This is a genomic window from Providencia sp. wls1922 (assembly GCF_009706505.1).
In the GTDB taxonomy this organism is placed as follows: Bacteria; Pseudomonadota; Gammaproteobacteria; order Enterobacterales; family Enterobacteriaceae; genus Providencia; species Providencia lanzhouensis.
Genome location: NZ_WLUG01000054.1, coordinates 1 through 18,773, shown reverse-complemented (window position 1 = coordinate 18,773; position 18,773 = coordinate 1). Strand labels below are relative to the sequence as shown.

Sequence of the window (18,773 nt, the reverse complement as noted above, 5' to 3'; positions counted from 1 at the left end):
GAGACTGAGTTAATGATAATAGTTATTAGTATCATTTGTAAAGCATTTTAATGCGATTATTTCTCATTAAGATTAAATTAAAAATAATAGTAACCATTACAATTAGATATAACCTTATTGATTCTCATTTACAGTTAAAAATCTTCACTACCCACAGCGCTATGTACAAAATATCACCACAAATTTTGCTTATACCCTGTTACCCTATTTTTACGCTACAATAAGGCAATTCAGGTCAACGATATTAGCTCTATGCGCCTTTTAACTCTTTGGTTTTTATTTACTGTTTCTCTTTCAACATTGGCAGAGCAAACAGACATAAGCTACAAAGACACCATTGCCAATGATGTCCCAGCCGATATTCGCCAAAATGGCTTTATTTACTGCGTCAATGGCATTGTCACCACATTTAACCCACAACTCGCCAGTAGCGGGTTAATTATTGATCCCCTAGGCGCACAACTGTATGACCGCTTACTGGATGTTGACCCCTTTACATATCGCCTGATCCCAGAGTTGGCTTCCCGCTGGGAAGTTTTAGATAATGGTGCGACCTATCGGCTACATCTGAGAAAGGACGTTAAGTTTCAAACCACACCTTGGTTTACACCAACGCGTAATATGAATGCAGATGATGTGGTATTCAGTTTTTCTCGCATGTTTGAAACCAGCAATCCTTACCATTTCATTAATGGCGGGCGCTACCCCTATTTTGACAGTTTGCAATTTGCGAGCAGCGTCGAAAGTATTAAAAAACTGAATAACTACACCGTTGAGTTTCGATTAAAATCCCCAGATGCCTCATTTTTATGGCACTTGGCGACTCACTACGCGCCCGTTTTATCTGCCGAATATGCGGATGAGCTTTCGGCTAGCAATCGCCAAGAGATGATTGATTGGCGCCCTGTAGGTACTGGACCATTCTATTTTGATGATTACCAAGCTGGACAGTTTGTCCGTTTATTGCGTAATAAAGATTACTGGAAAGGTGAACCACGCATGGAAGAAGTGGTGGTGGATATGGGAGCGGGTGGTACAGGACGCATTTCTAAGCTGCTCACTGGTGAGTGCGATGTCCTCGCCTACCCAGCCGCAAGTCAGTTAAAAGTGCTACGTGATGACCCTCGCCTGCGTATTTCCATGCGTTCGGGAATGAATATTGCGTATCTTGCGTTTAATACAAGCAAGCCGCCTCTCGACCAACTCAAGGTTCGCCAAGCAATTTCTTATGCCATTAATAATGAGCGACTCATGCAGTCCATTTATTATGGTACCGCAGAGACGGCATCATCGATTCTCCCCCGTGCATCTTGGGCATTTGATAATCAAACAAAAATAACCGATTACAACCCTGAACTTGCCAAACAAATGCTGCAGGAAATGGGGTTAGAAAAATTAAAATTGGAATTATGGGTCCCTGTCTCCTCTCAATCTTACAACCCTAGCCCATTGAAAATGGCGGAATTAATTCAAGCAGACCTAGCCCAAGTGGGTATCGTCATGAGTATCCGTTCGGTGGAAGGTCGCTTCCAAGAAAATCAATTAATGGATCGCTCCCATGACATGACATTAGCGGGCTGGACAACGGACAGTAATGACCCTGATAGTTTCTTCCGCCCACTGCTCAGTTGCGCTGCCATTGGCTCACAAACCAACTTAAGCCATTGGTGTGATTCTAAATTTGATGACGTTTTGCATAAAGCATTACTGACACAAGAGCTGGCAGACCGCATTGATTACTATCATCAAGCACAACAAATTCTCGCGGAAGAACTGCCTATATTGCCATTAGCTTACTCGCTGCGTTTACAAGCTTATCGTTTTGATATGAAAGGGTTGGTGATCAGCGCGTTCGGCAATACTTCATTTGCTGGCGTTTATCGCGAGATGCAAGAGCCGAAAAAAGCACCACCTCGGCAGCAGGAGCCGCAACCATGATCATCTACTCACTGAGACGATTTCTGCTATTACTGGTGACGGTCTTCTTTTTGTCGCTGGTCAGTTTCAGCTTAAGCTACTTCACGCCCAATGCGCCTCTTAGCGGTGCATCACTCATTGATGCATATATCTTCTATTTTGATGGCTTACTGCATTTCGATTTCGGCGTCTCTAGCATTAACGGAGAACCTATCACCGACCAACTAAAAGACACATTCCCTGCCACCATGGAATTGTGTATTCTCGCCTTTTTATTTGCGTTGTTTGTCGGGATCCCGCTAGGGATGATTGCCTCATTTTGGCGAAACAAACCCGTTGATATTGCGATCAGCACTTTCGCCCTATTGGGCTTTTCCGTGCCTGTATTCGTTTTAGCGTTAATACTAACCCTATTTTTCTCGCTTCACTTAGGATGGCTGCCCGTTTCTGGGCGAATCGACCTACTTTATAACCTAAAGCCAGTAACAGGCTTTGCCCTTGTGGATGCGTGGCTTTCGGATTCGCTATACCGTAAAGATATGATTATCAATGTGTTAGAACATATGATCCTGCCAGTACTCACACTCGCCTTAGCGCCAACCACAGAAGTCATTCGCTTAGTCCGTATTAGTACGGATGAAGTGGCTAGCAGTAACTATGTTAAAGCCGCTGCTACTCGTGGGCTTTCTCGCTTTAAAATTATTCGCCGCCATATTTTTCATAACGCAATACCGCCAATTATCCCGAAATTGGGGCTACAATTCTCCACGATGCTAACATTAACCATGGTGACAGAATTAGTATTTAACTGGCCGGGATTAGGTCGCTGGTTGGTCACTGCAATCCGTCAAGGAGACTACTCAGCGATTTCTGCTGGCGTGATGTTAATTGGCGCATTGGTGATCACCGTGAACGTGTTATCCGATATTTTAGGCGCAATGATGGACCCGTTAAAACATAAGGATTGGTATGTCCTCAGATAATTTTTATCGTGAACAGAAAATGCCATCCCCGACACGGGTGGTGTGGAATATTTTCTCCTCCGACATACTGGCAATGATCGGCTTTTTTGGGGTGATTTTTTTAATCGTCCTCTGTTTTGCGGGCCCTTATTTAGCACCTTATGCCATCGACCAACAATTTTTAGGTTACCAAATTACGCCACCATCATGGTCACACTATGGTGAAGTGGCTTTCTTCTTTGGTACGGATGATTTAGGACGTGATATTTTAAGCCGTCTCTTAATTGGTACTAAATCCACATTCGGCTCAGCCTTGTTGGTCACTGCGATTGCGACAATAATCGGCTTAGTGTTAGGTTGCCTTGCGGGTATGACCCGTGGACTCAAATCCGCTGTCTTTAACCACGTTTTGGATACCTTGCTATCGATTCCTTCTCTACTATTGGCGATCATCGTGGTAGCATTTATGGGTGCCAGCTTAACCAATGCGATGCTTGCGATTTGCCTCGCGCTGATCCCCCGTATGGTGCGTACTATCTATGTTGCCGTGCATGATGAGCTAGATAAAGAGTACATCGTGGCGGCACGTTTAGATGGCGCATCAAACATCTTTATTTTGTGGTACACGGTACTGCCAAATATCACCCCTATTTTGGTCACTGAATTAACCCGCGCCCTCTCCATTGCAATTTTGGATATTGCGGCATTAGGCTTTTTAGATTTAGGGGCGCAACTCCCATCATCTGAATGGGGTGCGATGCTAGGCGATACGTTAGAGTTGATTTATGTGGCACCGTGGACAGTCATTTTGCCCGGCGTTGCGATTATGTCGAGTGTCTTATTTGTGAACTTACTGGGTGATGGACTGCACCGAGCGATTAATTCGGGGGTGGAATAATGCCATTACTTGATATTCGTAATTTAACTATTGAGTTTATGACAGCTAATGGTCCCGTCAAAGCCGTTGACCGTGTCTCCATGACCTTATCTGAAGGAGAAGTTCGTGGCTTAGTGGGTGAATCTGGGTCAGGTAAAAGCTTAATTGCTAAAGCCATTTGTGGGATCACCAAAGATAATATCCGCGTGACTGCTGACCGTTTTCGCTTCCAAGACATTGACCTATTAAAACTCAGTCCACGTAAGCGTCGTCGCCTGATTGGTCATAATATTTCGATGATTTTCCAAGAACCGCAATCCTGTCTTGATCCTGCTGCCGATATAGGAAAACAGCTGATTCAATCTATCCCAGGCTGGACATACAAAGGGCGTTGGTGGCAGCGTTTTAATTGGCGAAAACGCCGCGCAATTGAATTATTGCACCGTGTGGGTATCAAAGATCACAAAGACATTATGCATAGTTATCCGTACGAGCTGACGGATGGTGAATGCCAAAAAGTGATGATCGCCATTGCGATTGCCAATCAGCCTCGCTTGTTGATTGCGGATGAGCCCACCAACGCGATGGAATCGACCACGCAGGCACAAATTTTCCGTTTATTAGATAAATTAAATCAAAACAATAATATGGGAATTTTGCTGATCAGCCACGATATGGAAATGATGTCTAAATTGGTTGACCGAATTAATGTCCTGTATTGCGGTCAGACTGTAGAAAGTGCCACACCGAATGATATTTTGCAGCGCCCCCGCCATCCTTATACTCAGGCACTGATTCGCTCTATTCCTGATTTTGAAAGCCCGATCCCTCATAAAGGTCGTTTAAATACACTCCCAGGAGCTATCCCTTCATTGGAGCACTTACCGATTGGCTGCCGTTTGGGACCCCGTTGCCCTTACGCACAACGAACCTGTATTGATGCACCACCACTACGCAGCATTAAGGGGCATCTGGTTGCCTGTCATTATCCATTGAATACCGAGGAACAACCCTAATGGAAACGTTACTTGAGGTACGTAACCTGACAAAAACGTTCCGTTTTCGTGAAGGGTTATTTCGTCGCCATGAATTACAAGCCGTCAAGCCGCTGAGTTTCAACCTACAAGCAGGGCAAACTTTAGCCATCATCGGCGCTAATGGTTCAGGGAAATCCACGCTTGCTCGTATGTTGTCTGGGGTAACGGAGCCTTCTGGCGGAGAGATTTTGATCCGTGGCCAACGGTTAAATTTTGGGGATTATAGCTACCGAAGCCAACGTATTCGCATGATATTTCAGGATCCAAGTACTTCATTAAACCCGCGCCAGCGTATTGGTCAAACCCTGGAATTGCCCTTAAAACTGAATACTAACCTTACTGGTATTGAGCGGGAAAGACGCATTATCCAGACATTACGCCAAGTAGGATTACTGGCCGATCACGCAGAATATTACCCACACATGCTAGCATCGGGTCAAAAACAACGGATCGCCCTCGCCCGCGCGTTAATTCTGCAACCAGAAATTATCGTGGCTGATGAAGCACTTGCCTCGCTAGATATGTCGATGCGTTCGCAGATAATCAACTTAATGCTCGATTTACAAGCTAAGCAAGATATCGCTTATATTTACGTCACCCAACATTTAGGCATGATGAAGCATATAAGTGACAAAATGCTCGTGATGGATAAAGGCGAAGTCGTTGAGCGAGGAAATACAGCGGAAGTTTTAGCGGCTCCGCTTCATGACGTGACGCGTCGTCTGATTGAAAGCCATTTTGGGGAGCCATTATCCATTGATGCGTGGCGACAAGATTTGTAATGTTCAAAAGACGGGGAAATAGTCTCCGTCTTTAACAAAAAGTTCGTGGCTAGCGCGCTATGGATACACAACTTTTTATGTGTTTGAGATGCACCACAATCGTGAAAGTCACGATCACCAGTAACGACCATGCCCCCCATTTCCCCGCATGTACCATTGACCATGCTCCGATTTGATTCGGATATTGCCAAACACCAAAGAACGTTCCGAAGTTTTCCGCCAGCCAAATAAAGAACCCTATCAGCATAAATGCAAGCAATAGCGGCATTTTACGTTCTTTATCTAATGGGGTATAAAACACCACACTGCGAGCATACAAACCAAATATAAACGCCGTTAAGTACCAGCGATAATCATCAATATAGTGATGGCTGAAAAAGTTAATATAAATGGCTAAAGCCACTAATGTCGCCATCCAATAAGGTGGATAATGTTCAATTCTGACATTAAAAAAACGCCATGATTGGATGATATAGCTACCAACTGCCGCATACATAAACCCAGTAAACAGTGGAACTCCCCAAAGTTTGGTATACGCCTCATCAGGATATTGCCATGAACCAATTGTCGCAGAGGTTTTGAATAACTCCATCATAAAGCCCACTAAATGGAATACACAAATGGCTTTTAGCTCATCCCACGTTTCTAACTTTGACCATACTAAAAATGCTTGAAAAGAGACTGCGAAAATCAGCAAAACATCATATCGAGGAATACCTAGAATCCCTTTCGCTGGCACTAGGAATAAAGCCAAAAAGAAGAATCCAGCAAACAGACAAGAACGAGCGTTAATTAAACCAAAAAACCAAAATTCCAGAATAAAGCGTTTTAATCCTTTACTACTATTCGGTTTATGAGCCATTAAGATGGCATCTAGCTTGGTTAAGTAATTAAGATTGTTAAAAATGGATGCCATTTTGACAGCTCATAAAATGTGACTAAGGATTGAGAGAATAGCTCAATGAGAGACAAAATTATAACAGAACCCTCTCAGAGACCTCTCCTGTAACATTCTTAATTTTAATGAATTATCAATTAAATAGATAATTCCCCAAAGAAATACTCGTCTATCGTAAGCTTGCCATATATTAGTGTGATTTTAGATATTGAGAGCCATCCCGCATCCTTTGGCAATTCTCTTTTTAAATCTGGTGTATACTTGGAAGAACAATAACGATGACCATTCTATGACTTAGGAGTTTTATGATGAAATTGTATTACGCTCCCGGTGCCTGCTCACTTTCTCCTCATATCATTCTGCGTGAAGCAGGATTAGATTTCAGCATTGTTCGTGTTAACTTAAAAGAGAAAATCACAGAAACGGGTGAAAACTTCTTAGAAATTAACCCTAAAGGTCAAGTTCCTACTCTTGTTTTAGATGATGATGAGCAATTAACTGAAGGCGCTGTGATTGTCCAATATATTGCAGATCAAAACCCAAATAGAAACTTGATTGCCCTGCCTGGTTCAATGAAGCGCTACCATCAGCTAGAAGCACTAAACTTCATTTCTACTGAGTTGCATAAGAATTTTGGCCCATTATTTGCGCCAAATACCCCTGAAGAATATAAAGATGTTGTTCGCGCAAATTTACTGAAAAAATTCCAGTATGTGAATGATATTCTGAAAAATCAGCCTTATTTTGTCGCTAAAAGTGATTTCTGTGTTGCTGATGCGTATCTGTTTACCGTCACCAACTGGACTCGTTTAGTTGGCGTTGATATCAGCGCATTAAGCCATCTGAATGAATATTGTGAGAAGATTGCGAAGCGTCCAAAAGTACAAGAAGCATTAGAAGCAGAAGGGTTACTGAAAAAGTAATCTATTGTATGAAATGCATTTACAAAAACAGCGCCATTCGGCGCTGTTTTTTATTACTATATTTAATAAGTTACTACTATGCTCAATCAGTCTAACTGAGTAGAGCAGAATTTATGTTGGGGGCTAACCATCAAATCTTGGGCTGCAACTAACTGAAGTTCATACTCACCCATTTCTTTGGTTTTCAGCATGACTTCATAGACTGCTGCGGCAACATGCTCTAAGCCTTTATCGAGGGGCTCACCTTTTAAGATATTGACCAACATTAAACCACTCGTTAAGTCGCCGACTCCCACAGGCTGTTTTTCACCAAAATCCACTAATGGGCGACTAACATGCCAACTGTGTTCCGCAGTGACTAAGATCATTTCAAATCGGTCTGCACGATAGCCAGCACGGCTTAAATGCTTAACTAATACAGTTTTAGGGCCTTGCTGACATAATTGACGTGCCGCTTGAACCGCTTGCTCTACCGTCGTGATTTTTTCATTCGCTAAAGTTTCTAACTCTAATAAGTTAGGTGCAATCACATCACTCGCCGCTAACGCTTGTTGGCAAAGAAACTCAGCGACACCTGGTGCAACGATGCATCCCTTCTCTGGATGTCCCATCACTGGGTCACAAAAATAGAGTGCCTGCGGATTCGCCGCTTTGACTTTTTGGACAATCGCTAGAATATCATTACCTTGCTCAGCAGAACCAATATAACCACTTAACACGGCATCACAGATTGCCAGTTTATGGATTTTTGCTAATCCTTCGACAATATCTGTCAAATGCTGAGCTGGAAATACTGAGCCCGTCCATTGTGGATACTGAGTATGGTTGGAGAATTGCACTGTATTAAGTGGCCACACATCTACGCCCATACGGCACATAGGGAATGCAGCAGCACTGTTTCCTGCATGGCCGAAAACAACATGGGATTGAATTGATAATACGCTTTTCATTGGAAACCCAGAGAATTGTTATGTCGAATGAAGAGAAATCAGTGAGTAGCCATTTGCCAATATGAATAGCCCGGAGATTTCCGGGCTATATATTACAAAGGTTCGTCAGAGCTATTTCCAGTTAACTAAGCAGTCATTTTTCTTACCGCGGCGGATAAGTGTATAACGACCAAATAAACGGTCAGCATCAGTGAATACATACATTGGTTCAGTTTGTTTCTGACCATTCACAGATACTGCATTTGAGCTGATTGCCGTTCTTGCTTGACCACGAGAAGGTACCAGTTCTGAATCAACTAATGCTTGCTGGAGATCTGCACCATCTTCTAGGGTGATGCACGGCATACCGTCTTGAGCTAACTGTTCAAAGTCAGCTTCAGTTAAATCAGATACTGCGCCAGAGAACAAACTTTCAGTAATGCGTTTTGCAGCCGCGAGACCCGCTTCACCGTGAACTAATTTAGTTACTTCTTCTGCTAATACATACTGTGCACGAGGCGCTTTACCGCTATTTTTATCTTCTTCTTCCAATGCGTCAATTTCACTTAATTCCATGAAAGTAAAGAATTTCAGGAAACGATAAACGTCAGCATCTGCTGTGTTAATCCAGAATTGGTAGAATTTATATTGGCTGGTTTTCTTCGGATCTAACCATACTGCACCACCTTCGGTTTTACCAAACTTGGTACCGTCTGTTTTGGTGATCAGTGGAACAGTTAAACCAAACACTTGGTTTTGATGCAGACGACGAGTTAAATCAATACCTGATGTAATGTTACCCCATTGGTCTGAACCACCAATTTGTAACTCAACACCCATTTCTTTATTCATGTTCGCAAAATCGTAACCTTGTAATAGGTTATAGGCGAATTCAGTGAAAGAGATACCTACATCATCGCGGTTTAAACGCTGTTTAACAGACTCACGGTTGATCATTTGGTTAACGGAGAAATGTTTACCAATATCACGTAAGAATGTCAGCACATCCATTTTGCCAAACCAATCATAGTTGTTAGCTAGGCGTGCACTGTTATCACCACAATCAAAACTAAGGAATGGTGAGACTTGGTTACGGATTTTTTCTACCCACTCTTGAACGGTTTCTGTGGTGTTTAATTTACGTTCAGTAGCTTTAAAGCTCGGGTCGCCAATAAGGCCCGTTGCGCCACCGACCAACGCCACAGGCTTGTGCCCGGCTAGTTGGAATCGTTTTAAACACAGCAAAGGAACCAGATGTCCCAAGTGCAAGCTATCGGCGGTAGGGTCGAAGCCACAATAGAGAGAGATAGGGCCCTGCGCCAGTCTCTCTGCTAACGCATCCTCATCCGTTACCTGGGCAACGAGGCCCCGCTCTTGCAATTGTTTAATCAGGTTATTGCTAGACATCAATGACTCCATCGGTTGAATTTTGTCTATCTATTTTAATGTAGAAAATTGACAAAATAAGGCTTAGCTCAAAGGCTCGCCAGTATGATTTGTCAATTTTCTTAAACGAGGCTATAGCATAAAGCGCATATCAATTAAGCGCCAGCTAAAAAACCATTTATTACGGGGCTAATCGGTCAATTACCCAGCCATCCGCTTCTCTTTGGTATAGAAAGCGGTCATGCAGGCGGTGAGCGCCACCTTGCCAAAATTCGACACTGTTAAAAACAACGCGATAGCCCCCCCAAAAACTCGGTAATGGAACCTCACCATTTTGAAATTTCTGCTTAAGCTCTAAAAATTTCCCTTCTAAGATTCCACGCGCCGAAATCCGTGAAGATTGAGCAGATGCCCAAGCGGCGATTTGGCTATCTTTTGGGCGGCTATGGAAATATTTCAGTACTTCAATAGGGCTTAAACGCTCAGCAACACCTGTAAAATGAACTTGGCGTTCCAATTGATACCATGGAAAATGCAAACTGATTTTATTGTTATGCTCTAAATGCTGTGCTTTACGGCTTCCCAAATTGGTATAAAAGACTAATCCGTTTTCATCGAAGTGCTTTAATAATACGATCCGTTGATAAGGCTGCCCTGTTTCATCAACTGTTGCCACACACATTGCTGTCGGGTCAGTTAATCGCGCTTCACAGGCTTGCTTTAACCAGCGCTCAAACAATGGAATAGGATCTGGCGTTAAATCTTTGCGTCTCAATCCACCTTTTGTATATTCACGTCGTACCGCAGCAAGATCGATCTCTTCAAGTTCGTTCATTTTACTGTCCTTTCAAGCGGTTATTTTATATCAACATTCGCGGGGTATATCGCACCTAATATACTGTCTCTGCTTGCGCCCGTTACTGATGCAAGGCTACCTGATAAGCCTGAAACTGTGCGAGCGGCAAGCCAAGCAAATGCCAGTGCTTCCATATCATCACCACTCAGCCCATATTTATCACTTGGCGCGACTTCAATCCCCGGCAGTAATGTTGCTAATCGCAACATTAAGAATTTATTTTGAGCGCCGCCGCCACAAACAATTAATCGCTCGCAGCCACCACATAACTTAACTTGATCCACTATAGATACGGCAGTCAATTCACACAATGTTGCTTGAACGTCTTCAGGAGATAGCAATTTAAAATGCGCCAAATGCTGCTCTAGCCATTGCATATTAAAATATTCACGCCCAGTACTTTTAGGAGCTGAACGTTTAAAATAGCTATCATTAAGCATCGAATTTAATAATGCCTGATTCACCGTTCCCGTTTTTGCCCATTCACCATCTTTATCATACGCTTGTTGCTTGTTACGCCAGACCCAAGTGTCCATTAACATATTACCAGGCCCTGTGTCATAGCCTTTTACATATGCATTTGGCAGCAATGCAGTAACATTAGCAATCCCGCCAATGTTAAGCACTATACGTTTTTCAGTCGGATGCCCTAATACGGCTAAATGAAATGCAGGAACTAGCGGAGCACCTTGTCCACCATAAGCCATGTCTCTGCGGCGAAAATCCCCCACAGTCGTTATTCCCGTTAATGCCGCTATGCGATTGTTATCACCAATCTGCATAGTAAATGGTGTTTCACTATCAGGTTCATGCCAAACCGTTTGCCCGTGACAACCAATCGCAATAATATCTTCGGGAGATAGACCCGTTTGATGAAGCAGCTGATTAATGGCATCGGCATATATTGTGCCAAGTTCTCTGTCTATTTTTCCCAATTCAGAAAGTGTTGTTTCTTGCCCTTGGCAAATATTGAGAATGCGCTTTTTCAGCTCAATCGGAAATGCGGCGCTCAAGCTAGCTTGCTCTGCAACAAACTTATCATTAATTGCAGCTAATACGACATCAACACCATCTAGGCTGGTTCCTGACATAACACCGATATAGCGACCCGATTTAATCATCATTATTCCCTTTAACGTGTCTATTCACTCGATGAGATAAACTAGGAAAGATTGTGCTTTTAGAGAAAAATTTGTCAACTGATCGATTCAATTTCTCGTAGCGCTTCGCAGGAATAATAAATAATTGATAGAAGAGATGAAAATAGTGAGCAAAATAGCAACAATGAGTCACTTTGCTATCTCTCATTTTTTTAAATTTGATTTATAATGGTTCATTCTGTAATTATCTGCTACACCTTAAGGTGAGTAGTTTTTATTACAGGTGAAAATCCCCTATTTAGCCTTTGCCATAAATTGATGTTCTAAAATAGTCAAAAAATAGATGATTCTTTAGCAAAGGGTGCCTTGAATTGGGATTTTGGGTGGAATTTGAGATATTTTACCTAGTGTTGATGAATTATTTAATTCAAAATTAGTAGTCTAGGCTCTGTTATCTAAAACAAATTTTTGATGTTGTTGTGCTTATGGTAAGAACAAATCTTCGATGCTACGTTACTGCCACGAACAGCAAGTCTCATAGGAGTTATTATGCTTAAGAAAGTTTTTGTAGGTGTTGCTGCGGTTGTTGCGTTATCTGGCTGTGTCAATACAAGTACGCTTTCTGGTGATACTATTTCAGCTCAAGATGCTAAACAAGTCCAAACTGTGACTTATGGTACCGTACTCAATGCACGCCCAGTTACCATTCAAGCGGGTGAAGATGGTAACGTAATTGGAGCAATTGGTGGTGCAGTTATCGGTGGTCTATTAGGTAATACCGTCGGTGGCGGTACTGGTAAAACGCTAGCAACAGCAGCTGGTGCAATCGCGGGTGGTTTAGCGGGTCAACAAGCACAAGGTGCCCTAAATAAAAGCCAAGGTGTGCAGCTTGAAATCCGTTTAGACAGTGGTAAAAACATTGTTGTGGTTCAGAAACAAGATCCTGCCGCTTTCCGTGTAGGTCAGCGTGTTATGATCGCAAACAGTGGAAATACAGTGACTGTGTCACCTCGATAATTTGACATAAGCTCAAGATAAAATGCGTTCACCGACTAATTAATCGATGAACGCATTTTTTATTTAAATCATAATTAGCGTTTTACTTTTTAGCTTATTAATAATGCTTTTTATCGAATCTGAGCTCTTTACTATCTTTTTGTCTATGAGTTCCATTGCGGGAATTTATTAAATTTTTGTGATTGATATCATTCAAGTAAAATCTAATTTATACAATTTGAATTCTCTATCTTTCTTGAGCCACATTTTTTATTCATATTTCTACACCTTAATATCCCATATATCTAAAAATTAACTCATAGTAGTGAAATACAAAGCCGCCTCACATAATAAAACCATGTAACTAGATAGAAGTACATATTATGTGAATGGTGGCTATAATTATTAGATTAATATATATTTATGCGAATTACATTCATAGAATGAAAAATCAATTATAAAATACAATTATTAGTCTATGAATCATTCTGTAAGCGTAGAATATTTTTCTCCAATCTTAGCAGTAATAAAGATAACTGACTTAGTTCATCATGACTAATATTACTTAAAATTTCTGTCCGAGTATTATTAATCACTTGATCAACCGTTTTGATGAAAGGCTCCGATTCCTCTGTGAGTTTGATTCTCTTAGCACGTCGGTCATTCGCACATGTATGACGAGAAATGAGCCTTTTTTCTTCTAATTGATCTAATGTTCTGACCAAGGAAGGTTGCTCAATACCAATTGCCTTTGCCAATTGAATCTGCGACTGCTCGGGCGGTAACTGGCTAATATTATGCAGTGTTACCCAATGTGTTTGCGTGAGTTTAAGTGGTTTGAGGCGATAGTCAATCAATGCTCGCCACATACGGACTACACGAGATAATTCAGTTCCAATTTGAGATTCCAATTTACCCTCCTTTATATAATTATAATGTCTAAAAAATATACCAAATACATATTATTTTTTGAATTATATATTAACTCCCTTTTATCTTTACAACCTTTTATTGAGCCAATACCTCATAAATACCTATATATAGTGAGCATCAATAAATCATTGAGTGATATACATCTTACTTTCCTCCATGATTTTTCATATAAAAACAATATAATCACTTAATAAGACAACCTATCAATTATCTTATTAATAAGAATAGCCTTACTCTTCTTTCGAATCTATCTATTTTAACCCTTATAGTAATTACAACTAACAATAAAAAATGCAATATCAAATAAACCCTTAAAAAACAAAGTAATATAGTTATTCTTAAAATTATGTCATTTACAGTTGATTTAAATGAACTTCATCATCATTTTGAATAAATAAAATTTTATTGAAATGTAACTATTGTAATTAATCTAAATGAATTAATTTTTGATTGAATTATCTTATTTTTAATAGTTTGATTATCAATCAAAATAGAGGTTGTTGAGGATCATTCATCTCTTCTTGAGCCACTTTCTTATTATTTAATCTTAAAAATCGCTGGCGACATAAACGGATGACATGACGTTTTTCTGCGTTAGTTAGCTGCAACCAACCAAAACGTTCATCTCGGGTTCGATAACAACCACGGCAATATCCCTGCTCGTTGGTCTGGCATATCCCACGGCAAGGGCTTGGAATATCAAAAAACTCAAGTTGTTCTGCCATCGTTAACCACCCGTAATATAAACATAAAATTATGATATACTCCCTCGAATTGAGTATAGCCATGATATGACTAAAAAATAAACCTCAATCGCTGTATTTAGTCATATTGCCACGTTATATTAATAGATAAATCGATTCGACTTTAAGCATTATTGCCTGAAGAATTTATAGGGAAACTACTATTATGCGCTTACTACATACCATGCTCCGTGTTACCGACATGCAACGCTCCGTTGATTTTTATACCAAAGTATTAGGTATGCGCTTACTGCGCACGAGCGAAAATACAGAATACAAATATTCTTTAGCGTTTGTCGGTTACAGCGATGAAAGTGAAGGTGCTGTTATCGAGTTAACTTATAACTGGGGCGTAACAGAATATGACTTAGGTAATGCTTATGGTCATATTGCATTAGGTGTTGATAATGTTGCTAAAACCTGTGAAGACATTCGTCAAGCAGGTGGAAATATCACTCGTGAAGCTGGTCCAGTCAAAGGTGGTACAACCGTTATCGCATTTGTTGAAGATCCAGATGGCTATAAAATTGAGCTCATCGAAAATAAAAGTGCGAGCAAAGGATTAGGAAATTAATCCCTCACATACATTTTATATTTTTAGGTGGTGATAACCATCACCTAAAATATCTTCAGTATCTACCTGCAAAAATGCATTCCCTTTGGCATAATGAAAGCCAACCAGAAACTGTAAATTGAAAGCCTAATGTCTGAAAAAAATAACCCTAACTCACTGGTTAACCGCTTCCGGGGTTACTACCCTGTCGTTATAGATGTTGAAACTGGTGGGTTCAACCCTAAAACTGATGGTCTATTAGAGATAGCGGCCATTACACTCAAAATGGACAAAGATGGCTGGCTAGCCATTGATGAAACGCTGCATTTTCATGTAGAACCATTTGAAGGTGCGAATTTGGAGCCCTCTGCACTGGAGTTCACTGGCATTGACCCCACGAACCCCCTACGTGGTGCAGTGAGTGAATATGAAGCATTACATGCCATTTTTAAAACAATTCGAAAAGGTATGAAGAATACCGATTGCAATCGCGCGATCATGGTGGCTCATAACGCAAATTTTGATCACAGCTTTGTTATGAATGCGGCAGAACGCTCTGGGTTAAAACGTAACCCATTTCATCCCTTCGCAACCTTTGATACCGCCGCACTGAGTGGATTAGTTTTTGGACAAACCATTCTTGCAAAAGCTTGTGTCACCGCAGGTATTCCATTTGATGGCAAGCAAGCCCACGGTGCCCTATACGATACTAACCGTACCGCGCTATTATTTTGCGAGTTAGTCAATAAATGGAAAAAATTAGGTGGATGGCCACTACCTAGTGAGCCTCAATAACCTCGCCCCCTAAAAACAAAAAAACCGTATTAGTTTTAGGCTAATACGGTTTTCATCAATATAAGCATTAAAGCCTATTCAACCATTTAATTACTCAGTGATGGTTTCATCTGCTGGACGGTATTTGTCTGCAGTTTCTTTAATCAGAGCTTGTAATTCGCCGCGTTGGAACATCTCAACGATAATGTCACAACCGCCAACTAACTCACCATCAACCCATAACTGTGGGAATGTTGGCCAATTAGCATATTTTGGTAGCTCTGCACGAATATCTGGGTTTTGTAAAATATCAACGTAAGCAAAACGCTCACCGCAAGAAGACAGAGCTTGAACAGCTTGAGCAGAAAAACCGCAGCTAGGCAGTTTTGGAGAGCCTTTCATGTATAATAAGATTGGATTTTCTTTAACTTGGCGCTCAATTTTTTCGATAGTTGTCATTTTATATCCTAAAACGTGGGTGCTGATTTTGCAGTCACTGAGCCACTTTGAATCATTTGCAAGGCAACTCATTAGACAGAACACATTGACCGGTGTAATCGCCGGCATAGTCAAAACATCGCAAATTGTTCCGTGATTGTTTCATACAATATGCCAGTTTTATAAGGTGAATACTATAGCACTCCTATTTGCTGTACTCAAAAGGTGAAAAGCAAATAGCAACGTTTTCTTTTTACTATAAAAAATTCACTCTGGGTGTTTTTGCCGTGTAATCATGAGAGTTATTTGTTAATATATTAGCAAATTAATAACACTTGATGTATTTCCCTGCTCTTCAATGACAATAACGACACGCAGTGGAATAATTATTATGCAACTTACTAACAATTAAGGCATAAATAGCATCATGGAACAGGTTTTTTCTTACTGTAACCTGTATTCTGTTATGATAAATCATGACTTACAATGCGGCGCAATAGCTCACCACGGCTCGACGTCACTACACTAGAAGTAGATTAATTAATAGAAGTACATTTAATTTCGCTCATTTTACGAGCAAACACCCTAAACACTGAATAAAAGCAATCAAGGAGTACGCAATGTCTTTTGAATTACCAGCTCTACCTTATGCTAAAGATGCTTTAGAACCTCATATCTCTGCTGAAACCTTAGAATACCACTACGGTAAGCACCACAACACTTATGTTGTTAACCTGAATAACCTGATCAAAGGCACTAAATTTGAAGGTCTGTCTTTAGAAGAAATCATTAAAACTTCTGAAGCTGGCGTATTCAATAACGCGGCTCAAGTTTGGAACCACACTTTCTACTGGCACTGCTTGGCACCAAATGCAGGCGGCGAGCCAACTGGTAAAGTTGCAGAAGCTATCAACAAAGCATTCGGTTCATTTGCTCAATTCAAAGAGCAATTCACTGATGCCGCAGTTAAAAACTTCGGTGCAGGTTGGACTTGGTTAGTGAAGAAAGCAGATGGCAGCCTGGCTATCGTTAACACGTCTAACGCGGCAACACCAATTTCTGGTGACGATAAGCCAGTTCTGACTGTTGATATCTGGGAACACGCATACTACATCGACTACCGTAACGCACGTCCAAAATACTTAGAAAACTTCTGGGCGCTGGTTAACTGGAAATTTGTTGAAGAAAATCTGGCTTAATTTTAGTTCAGATCTAAAATGACTAAGGGCGAGTATAATACTCGCCCTTAATTATTTCTCATCCTTAGTAGATAGGATGGAAATGAAATCAGAAAATGTGCACAGCAAACAAAATAATTACAGCTAAAGAGCCAAACGCAGCTAGCAATCCATATTTAAAATCTGTATCCATGAGACCCTCTCATATAAAGAAATTGAATTATCAAATAACCATAAAATAAAAAGGTTATTTCAGTATACATGCACAAAAACGTAAAACCAGTGTCTATATCACATGTTATAACATCAATTATTTCTTTCGTTTTTGCGCTAGATCAGACAAAATCGACAACAAATCGCTAAATTATTGCCAGCAAAGGTACTATGCATCAATATGCAGGTAATTATTTAACTAGAATTATTTTAGAGACCAAGTTTTGGTTAGGAGTTTTTTCTTCTCATGGCAACAATTAAAGATGTGGCGAAACGTGCGGGCGTCTCTACCACAACCGTCTCCCATGTTATCAACAAGACGCGTTTTGTCGCTGATGATACAAAAACAGCCGTTTGGGCCGCCATCAAAGAGCTCAATTATTCTCCGAGTGCGGTTGCGCGTAGTTTAAAAGTCAACCACACCAAATCAATTGGCCTGTTGGCAACATCAAGTGAAGCCCCCTATTTCGCAGAAGTGATTGAGTCTGTCGAGAATAGTTGCTATGAGAAAGGCTATACTCTAATTTTATGTAACTCTCACAATAACTTAGGTAAACAAAAAGCGTACTTGCAAATGTTGGCACAAAAACGTGTCGATGGGCTACTTGTGATGTGTTCTGAATACCCTGACACCTTGATTGGTATGTTGGAAGATTACCGAAATATCCCAATGGTTGTCATGGACTGGGGTACCTCTCGCGGAGATTTCACTGACAGTATTATTGATAACTCTTTCCACGGTGGTTATTTAGCGGGTCGTTATCTTATTGACCGTGGTCATCGTGAAATTGGCGTGATCCCTGGCTCTCTTGAAAGAAATACAGGTATTGGGCGTTTAACTGGCTTCAAAAAAGCCATGGAAGAAGCCAAAGTCACGTTGAAAGATGAATGGATTGTTCAAGGGGATTTCGAGCCAGAATCTGGCTATAAAGCGATGATGCAGATCCTCAGTAACAAACACCGCCCTACTGCCGTCTTCTGTGGTGGAGACATCATGGCGATGGGAGCAATCTGTGCGGCTGACGAGATGGGATTACGCGTTCCTCAAGATATTTCCATTATTGGCTATGATAACGTGCGTAATGCGCGCTATTTCACCCCTGCATTAACCACAATCCACCAGCCGAAAGAGCGTTTAGGTCAGATGGCGTTTGCGATGTTGCTCGATCGTATTGTGAATAAACGCGAAGATGCGCAAACGATTGAAGTTCATCCGCGTTTAGTTGAGCGCCGTTCCGTGGCTGACGGTCCATTTATTGATTATCGCCGCTAAGTCTA

The 18,773-nt window shown here is 41.1% G+C and carries 20 protein-coding genes; 11 read left to right on the top strand and 9 right to left on the bottom strand.

The window, feature by feature from the left end; genetic code table 11:
* Positions 1-252: 252 nt before the first annotated feature.
* Genes sapA through sapF form a run of 5 tightly spaced genes read left to right on the top strand, consistent with a single transcriptional unit; the run spans position 253 to position 5,575 of the window.
* Positions 253-1,938, top strand: a complete 1,686-nt coding sequence (sapA, locus tag GKR71_RS04915; RefSeq protein ID WP_108479006.1) for an ABC transporter substrate-binding protein SapA — start codon at positions 253-255, stop codon at positions 1,936-1,938.
* Positions 1,935-2,900: a putrescine export ABC transporter permease SapB gene (gene sapB / locus GKR71_RS04910; RefSeq protein ID WP_154609629.1), complete on the top strand. Its 966-nt coding sequence runs from the start codon at positions 1,935-1,937 to the stop codon at positions 2,898-2,900. The genes sapA and sapB overlap by 4 nt, the downstream gene beginning before the upstream one ends.
* Positions 2,887-3,777, top strand: coding sequence for a putrescine export ABC transporter permease SapC (gene sapC, locus GKR71_RS04905; protein ID WP_036953488.1), 891 nt, complete (start codon positions 2,887-2,889; stop codon positions 3,775-3,777). Before sapB ends, sapC begins: the two co-directional genes overlap by 14 nt.
* Positions 3,777-4,772: a putrescine export ABC transporter ATP-binding protein SapD gene (gene sapD / locus GKR71_RS04900; RefSeq protein ID WP_036953491.1), complete on the top strand. Its 996-nt coding sequence runs from the start codon at positions 3,777-3,779 to the stop codon at positions 4,770-4,772. Before sapC ends, sapD begins: the two co-directional genes overlap by 1 nt.
* The gene (gene sapF, locus GKR71_RS04895; protein ID WP_036953493.1) at positions 4,772-5,575 is read left to right on the top strand and encodes a putrescine export ABC transporter ATP-binding protein SapF; all 804 of its coding nucleotides are present in this window, start codon (positions 4,772-4,774) and stop codon (positions 5,573-5,575) included. Before sapD ends, sapF begins: the two co-directional genes overlap by 1 nt.
* A 49-nt stretch (positions 5,576-5,624) precedes the next feature.
* Here sapF and GKR71_RS04890 read toward each other — a convergent pair whose 3' ends face one another.
* Positions 5,625-6,491, bottom strand: coding sequence for a DUF817 domain-containing protein (locus tag GKR71_RS04890; RefSeq protein WP_036953496.1), 867 nt, complete (start codon positions 6,489-6,491; stop codon positions 5,625-5,627).
* Between the two features lie 290 nt (positions 6,492-6,781).
* On the opposite strand from GKR71_RS04890, the gene gstA reads away from it, so the two are divergent.
* Positions 6,782-7,396 carry a glutathione transferase GstA gene (gene gstA / locus GKR71_RS04885; protein ID WP_036953499.1) on the top strand — a complete coding sequence of 205 codons (615 nt, stop codon included), beginning with the start codon at positions 6,782-6,784 and terminating at the stop codon, positions 7,394-7,396.
* A gap of 86 nt (positions 7,397-7,482) precedes the next feature.
* On the opposite strand, the gene pdxY is transcribed toward gstA, so the two are convergent.
* From pdxY to anmK, 4 genes are all read right to left on the bottom strand, one after another.
* Positions 7,483-8,346, bottom strand: a complete 864-nt coding sequence (gene pdxY, locus GKR71_RS04880; protein WP_154599988.1) for a pyridoxal kinase PdxY — start codon at positions 8,344-8,346, stop codon at positions 7,483-7,485.
* 111 nt (positions 8,347-8,457) lie between these two features.
* The gene (gene tyrS, locus GKR71_RS04875; RefSeq protein ID WP_036953505.1) at positions 8,458-9,732 is read right to left on the bottom strand and encodes a tyrosine--tRNA ligase; all 1,275 of its coding nucleotides are present in this window, start codon (positions 9,730-9,732) and stop codon (positions 8,458-8,460) included.
* 160 nt (positions 9,733-9,892) lie between these two features.
* The gene (pdxH, locus tag GKR71_RS04870) at positions 9,893-10,546 is read right to left on the bottom strand and encodes a pyridoxamine 5'-phosphate oxidase (protein WP_036953508.1); all 654 of its coding nucleotides are present in this window, start codon (positions 10,544-10,546) and stop codon (positions 9,893-9,895) included.
* 20 nt (positions 10,547-10,566) lie between these two features.
* Positions 10,567-11,691 carry an anhydro-N-acetylmuramic acid kinase gene (gene anmK, locus GKR71_RS04865; RefSeq protein ID WP_230085025.1) on the bottom strand — a complete coding sequence of 375 codons (1,125 nt, stop codon included), beginning with the start codon at positions 11,689-11,691 and terminating at the stop codon, positions 10,567-10,569.
* 525 nt (positions 11,692-12,216) lie between these two features.
* On the opposite strand from anmK, the gene GKR71_RS04860 reads away from it, so the two are divergent.
* Positions 12,217-12,684, top strand: coding sequence for a glycine zipper 2TM domain-containing protein (locus GKR71_RS04860; protein WP_036953512.1), 468 nt, complete (start codon positions 12,217-12,219; stop codon positions 12,682-12,684).
* A gap of 455 nt (positions 12,685-13,139) precedes the next feature.
* Here the strand turns inward: GKR71_RS04860 and slyA are convergent, their stop codons facing one another.
* The gene (gene slyA, locus GKR71_RS04855) at positions 13,140-13,574 is read right to left on the bottom strand and encodes a transcriptional regulator SlyA (RefSeq protein ID WP_036953515.1); all 435 of its coding nucleotides are present in this window, start codon (positions 13,572-13,574) and stop codon (positions 13,140-13,142) included.
* A gap of 507 nt (positions 13,575-14,081) precedes the next feature.
* Positions 14,082-14,321, bottom strand: a complete 240-nt coding sequence (locus tag GKR71_RS04850; protein WP_036953518.1) for a DUF1289 domain-containing protein — start codon at positions 14,319-14,321, stop codon at positions 14,082-14,084.
* A 184-nt stretch (positions 14,322-14,505) separates the two neighbouring features.
* Here GKR71_RS04850 and gloA point away from each other — a divergent pair, with 184 nt between their 5' ends.
* Together gloA and rnt are read left to right on the top strand one after the other, a co-directional pair.
* Positions 14,506-14,913 (top strand): lactoylglutathione lyase, encoded by a 408-nt coding sequence (gloA, locus tag GKR71_RS04845; protein ID WP_036953521.1) that lies wholly within the window; start codon positions 14,506-14,508, stop codon positions 14,911-14,913.
* A gap of 129 nt (positions 14,914-15,042) precedes the next feature.
* Positions 15,043-15,687 carry a ribonuclease T gene (gene rnt, locus GKR71_RS04840; RefSeq protein WP_036953524.1) on the top strand — a complete coding sequence of 215 codons (645 nt, stop codon included), beginning with the start codon at positions 15,043-15,045 and terminating at the stop codon, positions 15,685-15,687.
* 90 nt (positions 15,688-15,777) lie between these two features.
* Here rnt and GKR71_RS04835 read toward each other — a convergent pair whose 3' ends face one another.
* On the bottom strand, positions 15,778-16,125 hold the full coding sequence (locus GKR71_RS04835) for a Grx4 family monothiol glutaredoxin (RefSeq protein WP_036953526.1): 348 nt from the start codon (positions 16,123-16,125) through the stop codon (positions 15,778-15,780).
* 599 nt (positions 16,126-16,724) lie between these two features.
* Here GKR71_RS04835 and sodB point away from each other — a divergent pair.
* On the top strand, positions 16,725-17,303 hold the full coding sequence (sodB, locus tag GKR71_RS04830) for a superoxide dismutase [Fe] (RefSeq protein WP_036953529.1): 579 nt from the start codon (positions 16,725-16,727) through the stop codon (positions 17,301-17,303).
* A gap of 88 nt (positions 17,304-17,391) precedes the next feature.
* Here sodB and cydH read toward each other — a convergent pair whose 3' ends face one another.
* Positions 17,392-17,475, bottom strand: coding sequence for a cytochrome bd-I oxidase subunit CydH (gene cydH / locus GKR71_RS20495; RefSeq protein WP_108479009.1), 84 nt, complete (start codon positions 17,473-17,475; stop codon positions 17,392-17,394).
* Positions 17,476-17,742: 267 nt separating this feature from the next.
* Here cydH and purR point away from each other — a divergent pair, with 267 nt between their 5' ends.
* Positions 17,743-18,768, top strand: a complete 1,026-nt coding sequence (purR, locus tag GKR71_RS04820; RefSeq protein WP_006660078.1) for an HTH-type transcriptional repressor PurR — start codon at positions 17,743-17,745, stop codon at positions 18,766-18,768.
* Positions 18,769-18,773: the final 5 nt, after the last annotated feature.

What these genes read in the sequence shown, in the direction of transcription:
- sapA (WP_108479006.1), top strand. Translation starts at nt 253, where the DNA reads ATGCGCCTTTTAACTCTTTGGTTTTTATTTACTGTTTCTCTTTCAACA.
- sapB (WP_154609629.1), top strand. Translation starts at nt 1,935, where the DNA reads ATGATCATCTACTCACTGAGACGATTTCTGCTATTACTGGTGACGGTC.
- sapC (WP_036953488.1), top strand. Translation starts at nt 2,887, where the DNA reads ATGTCCTCAGATAATTTTTATCGTGAACAGAAAATGCCATCCCCGACA.
- sapD (WP_036953491.1), top strand. Translation starts at nt 3,777, where the DNA reads ATGCCATTACTTGATATTCGTAATTTAACTATTGAGTTTATGACAGCT.
- sapF (WP_036953493.1), top strand. Translation starts at nt 4,772, where the DNA reads ATGGAAACGTTACTTGAGGTACGTAACCTGACAAAAACGTTCCGTTTT.
- GKR71_RS04890 (WP_036953496.1), bottom strand. Translation starts at nt 6,491, where the DNA reads ATGGCATCCATTTTTAACAATCTTAATTACTTAACCAAGCTAGATGCC.
- gstA (WP_036953499.1), top strand. Translation starts at nt 6,782, where the DNA reads ATGAAATTGTATTACGCTCCCGGTGCCTGCTCACTTTCTCCTCATATC.
- pdxY (WP_154599988.1), bottom strand. Translation starts at nt 8,346, where the DNA reads ATGAAAAGCGTATTATCAATTCAATCCCATGTTGTTTTCGGCCATGCA.
- tyrS (WP_036953505.1), bottom strand. Translation starts at nt 9,732, where the DNA reads ATGTCTAGCAATAACCTGATTAAACAATTGCAAGAGCGGGGCCTCGTT.
- pdxH (WP_036953508.1), bottom strand. Translation starts at nt 10,546, where the DNA reads ATGAACGAACTTGAAGAGATCGATCTTGCTGCGGTACGACGTGAATAT.
- anmK (WP_230085025.1), bottom strand. Translation starts at nt 11,691, where the DNA reads ATGATGATTAAATCGGGTCGCTATATCGGTGTTATGTCAGGAACCAGC.
- GKR71_RS04860 (WP_036953512.1), top strand. Translation starts at nt 12,217, where the DNA reads ATGCTTAAGAAAGTTTTTGTAGGTGTTGCTGCGGTTGTTGCGTTATCT.
- GKR71_RS04850 (WP_036953518.1), bottom strand. Translation starts at nt 14,321, where the DNA reads ATGGCAGAACAACTTGAGTTTTTTGATATTCCAAGCCCTTGCCGTGGG.
- gloA (WP_036953521.1), top strand. Translation starts at nt 14,506, where the DNA reads ATGCGCTTACTACATACCATGCTCCGTGTTACCGACATGCAACGCTCC.
- rnt (WP_036953524.1), top strand. Translation starts at nt 15,043, where the DNA reads ATGTCTGAAAAAAATAACCCTAACTCACTGGTTAACCGCTTCCGGGGT.
- GKR71_RS04835 (WP_036953526.1), bottom strand. Translation starts at nt 16,125, where the DNA reads ATGACAACTATCGAAAAAATTGAGCGCCAAGTTAAAGAAAATCCAATC.
- sodB (WP_036953529.1), top strand. Translation starts at nt 16,725, where the DNA reads ATGTCTTTTGAATTACCAGCTCTACCTTATGCTAAAGATGCTTTAGAA.
- cydH (WP_108479009.1), bottom strand. Translation starts at nt 17,475, where the DNA reads ATGGATACAGATTTTAAATATGGATTGCTAGCTGCGTTTGGCTCTTTA.
- purR (WP_006660078.1), top strand. Translation starts at nt 17,743, where the DNA reads ATGGCAACAATTAAAGATGTGGCGAAACGTGCGGGCGTCTCTACCACA.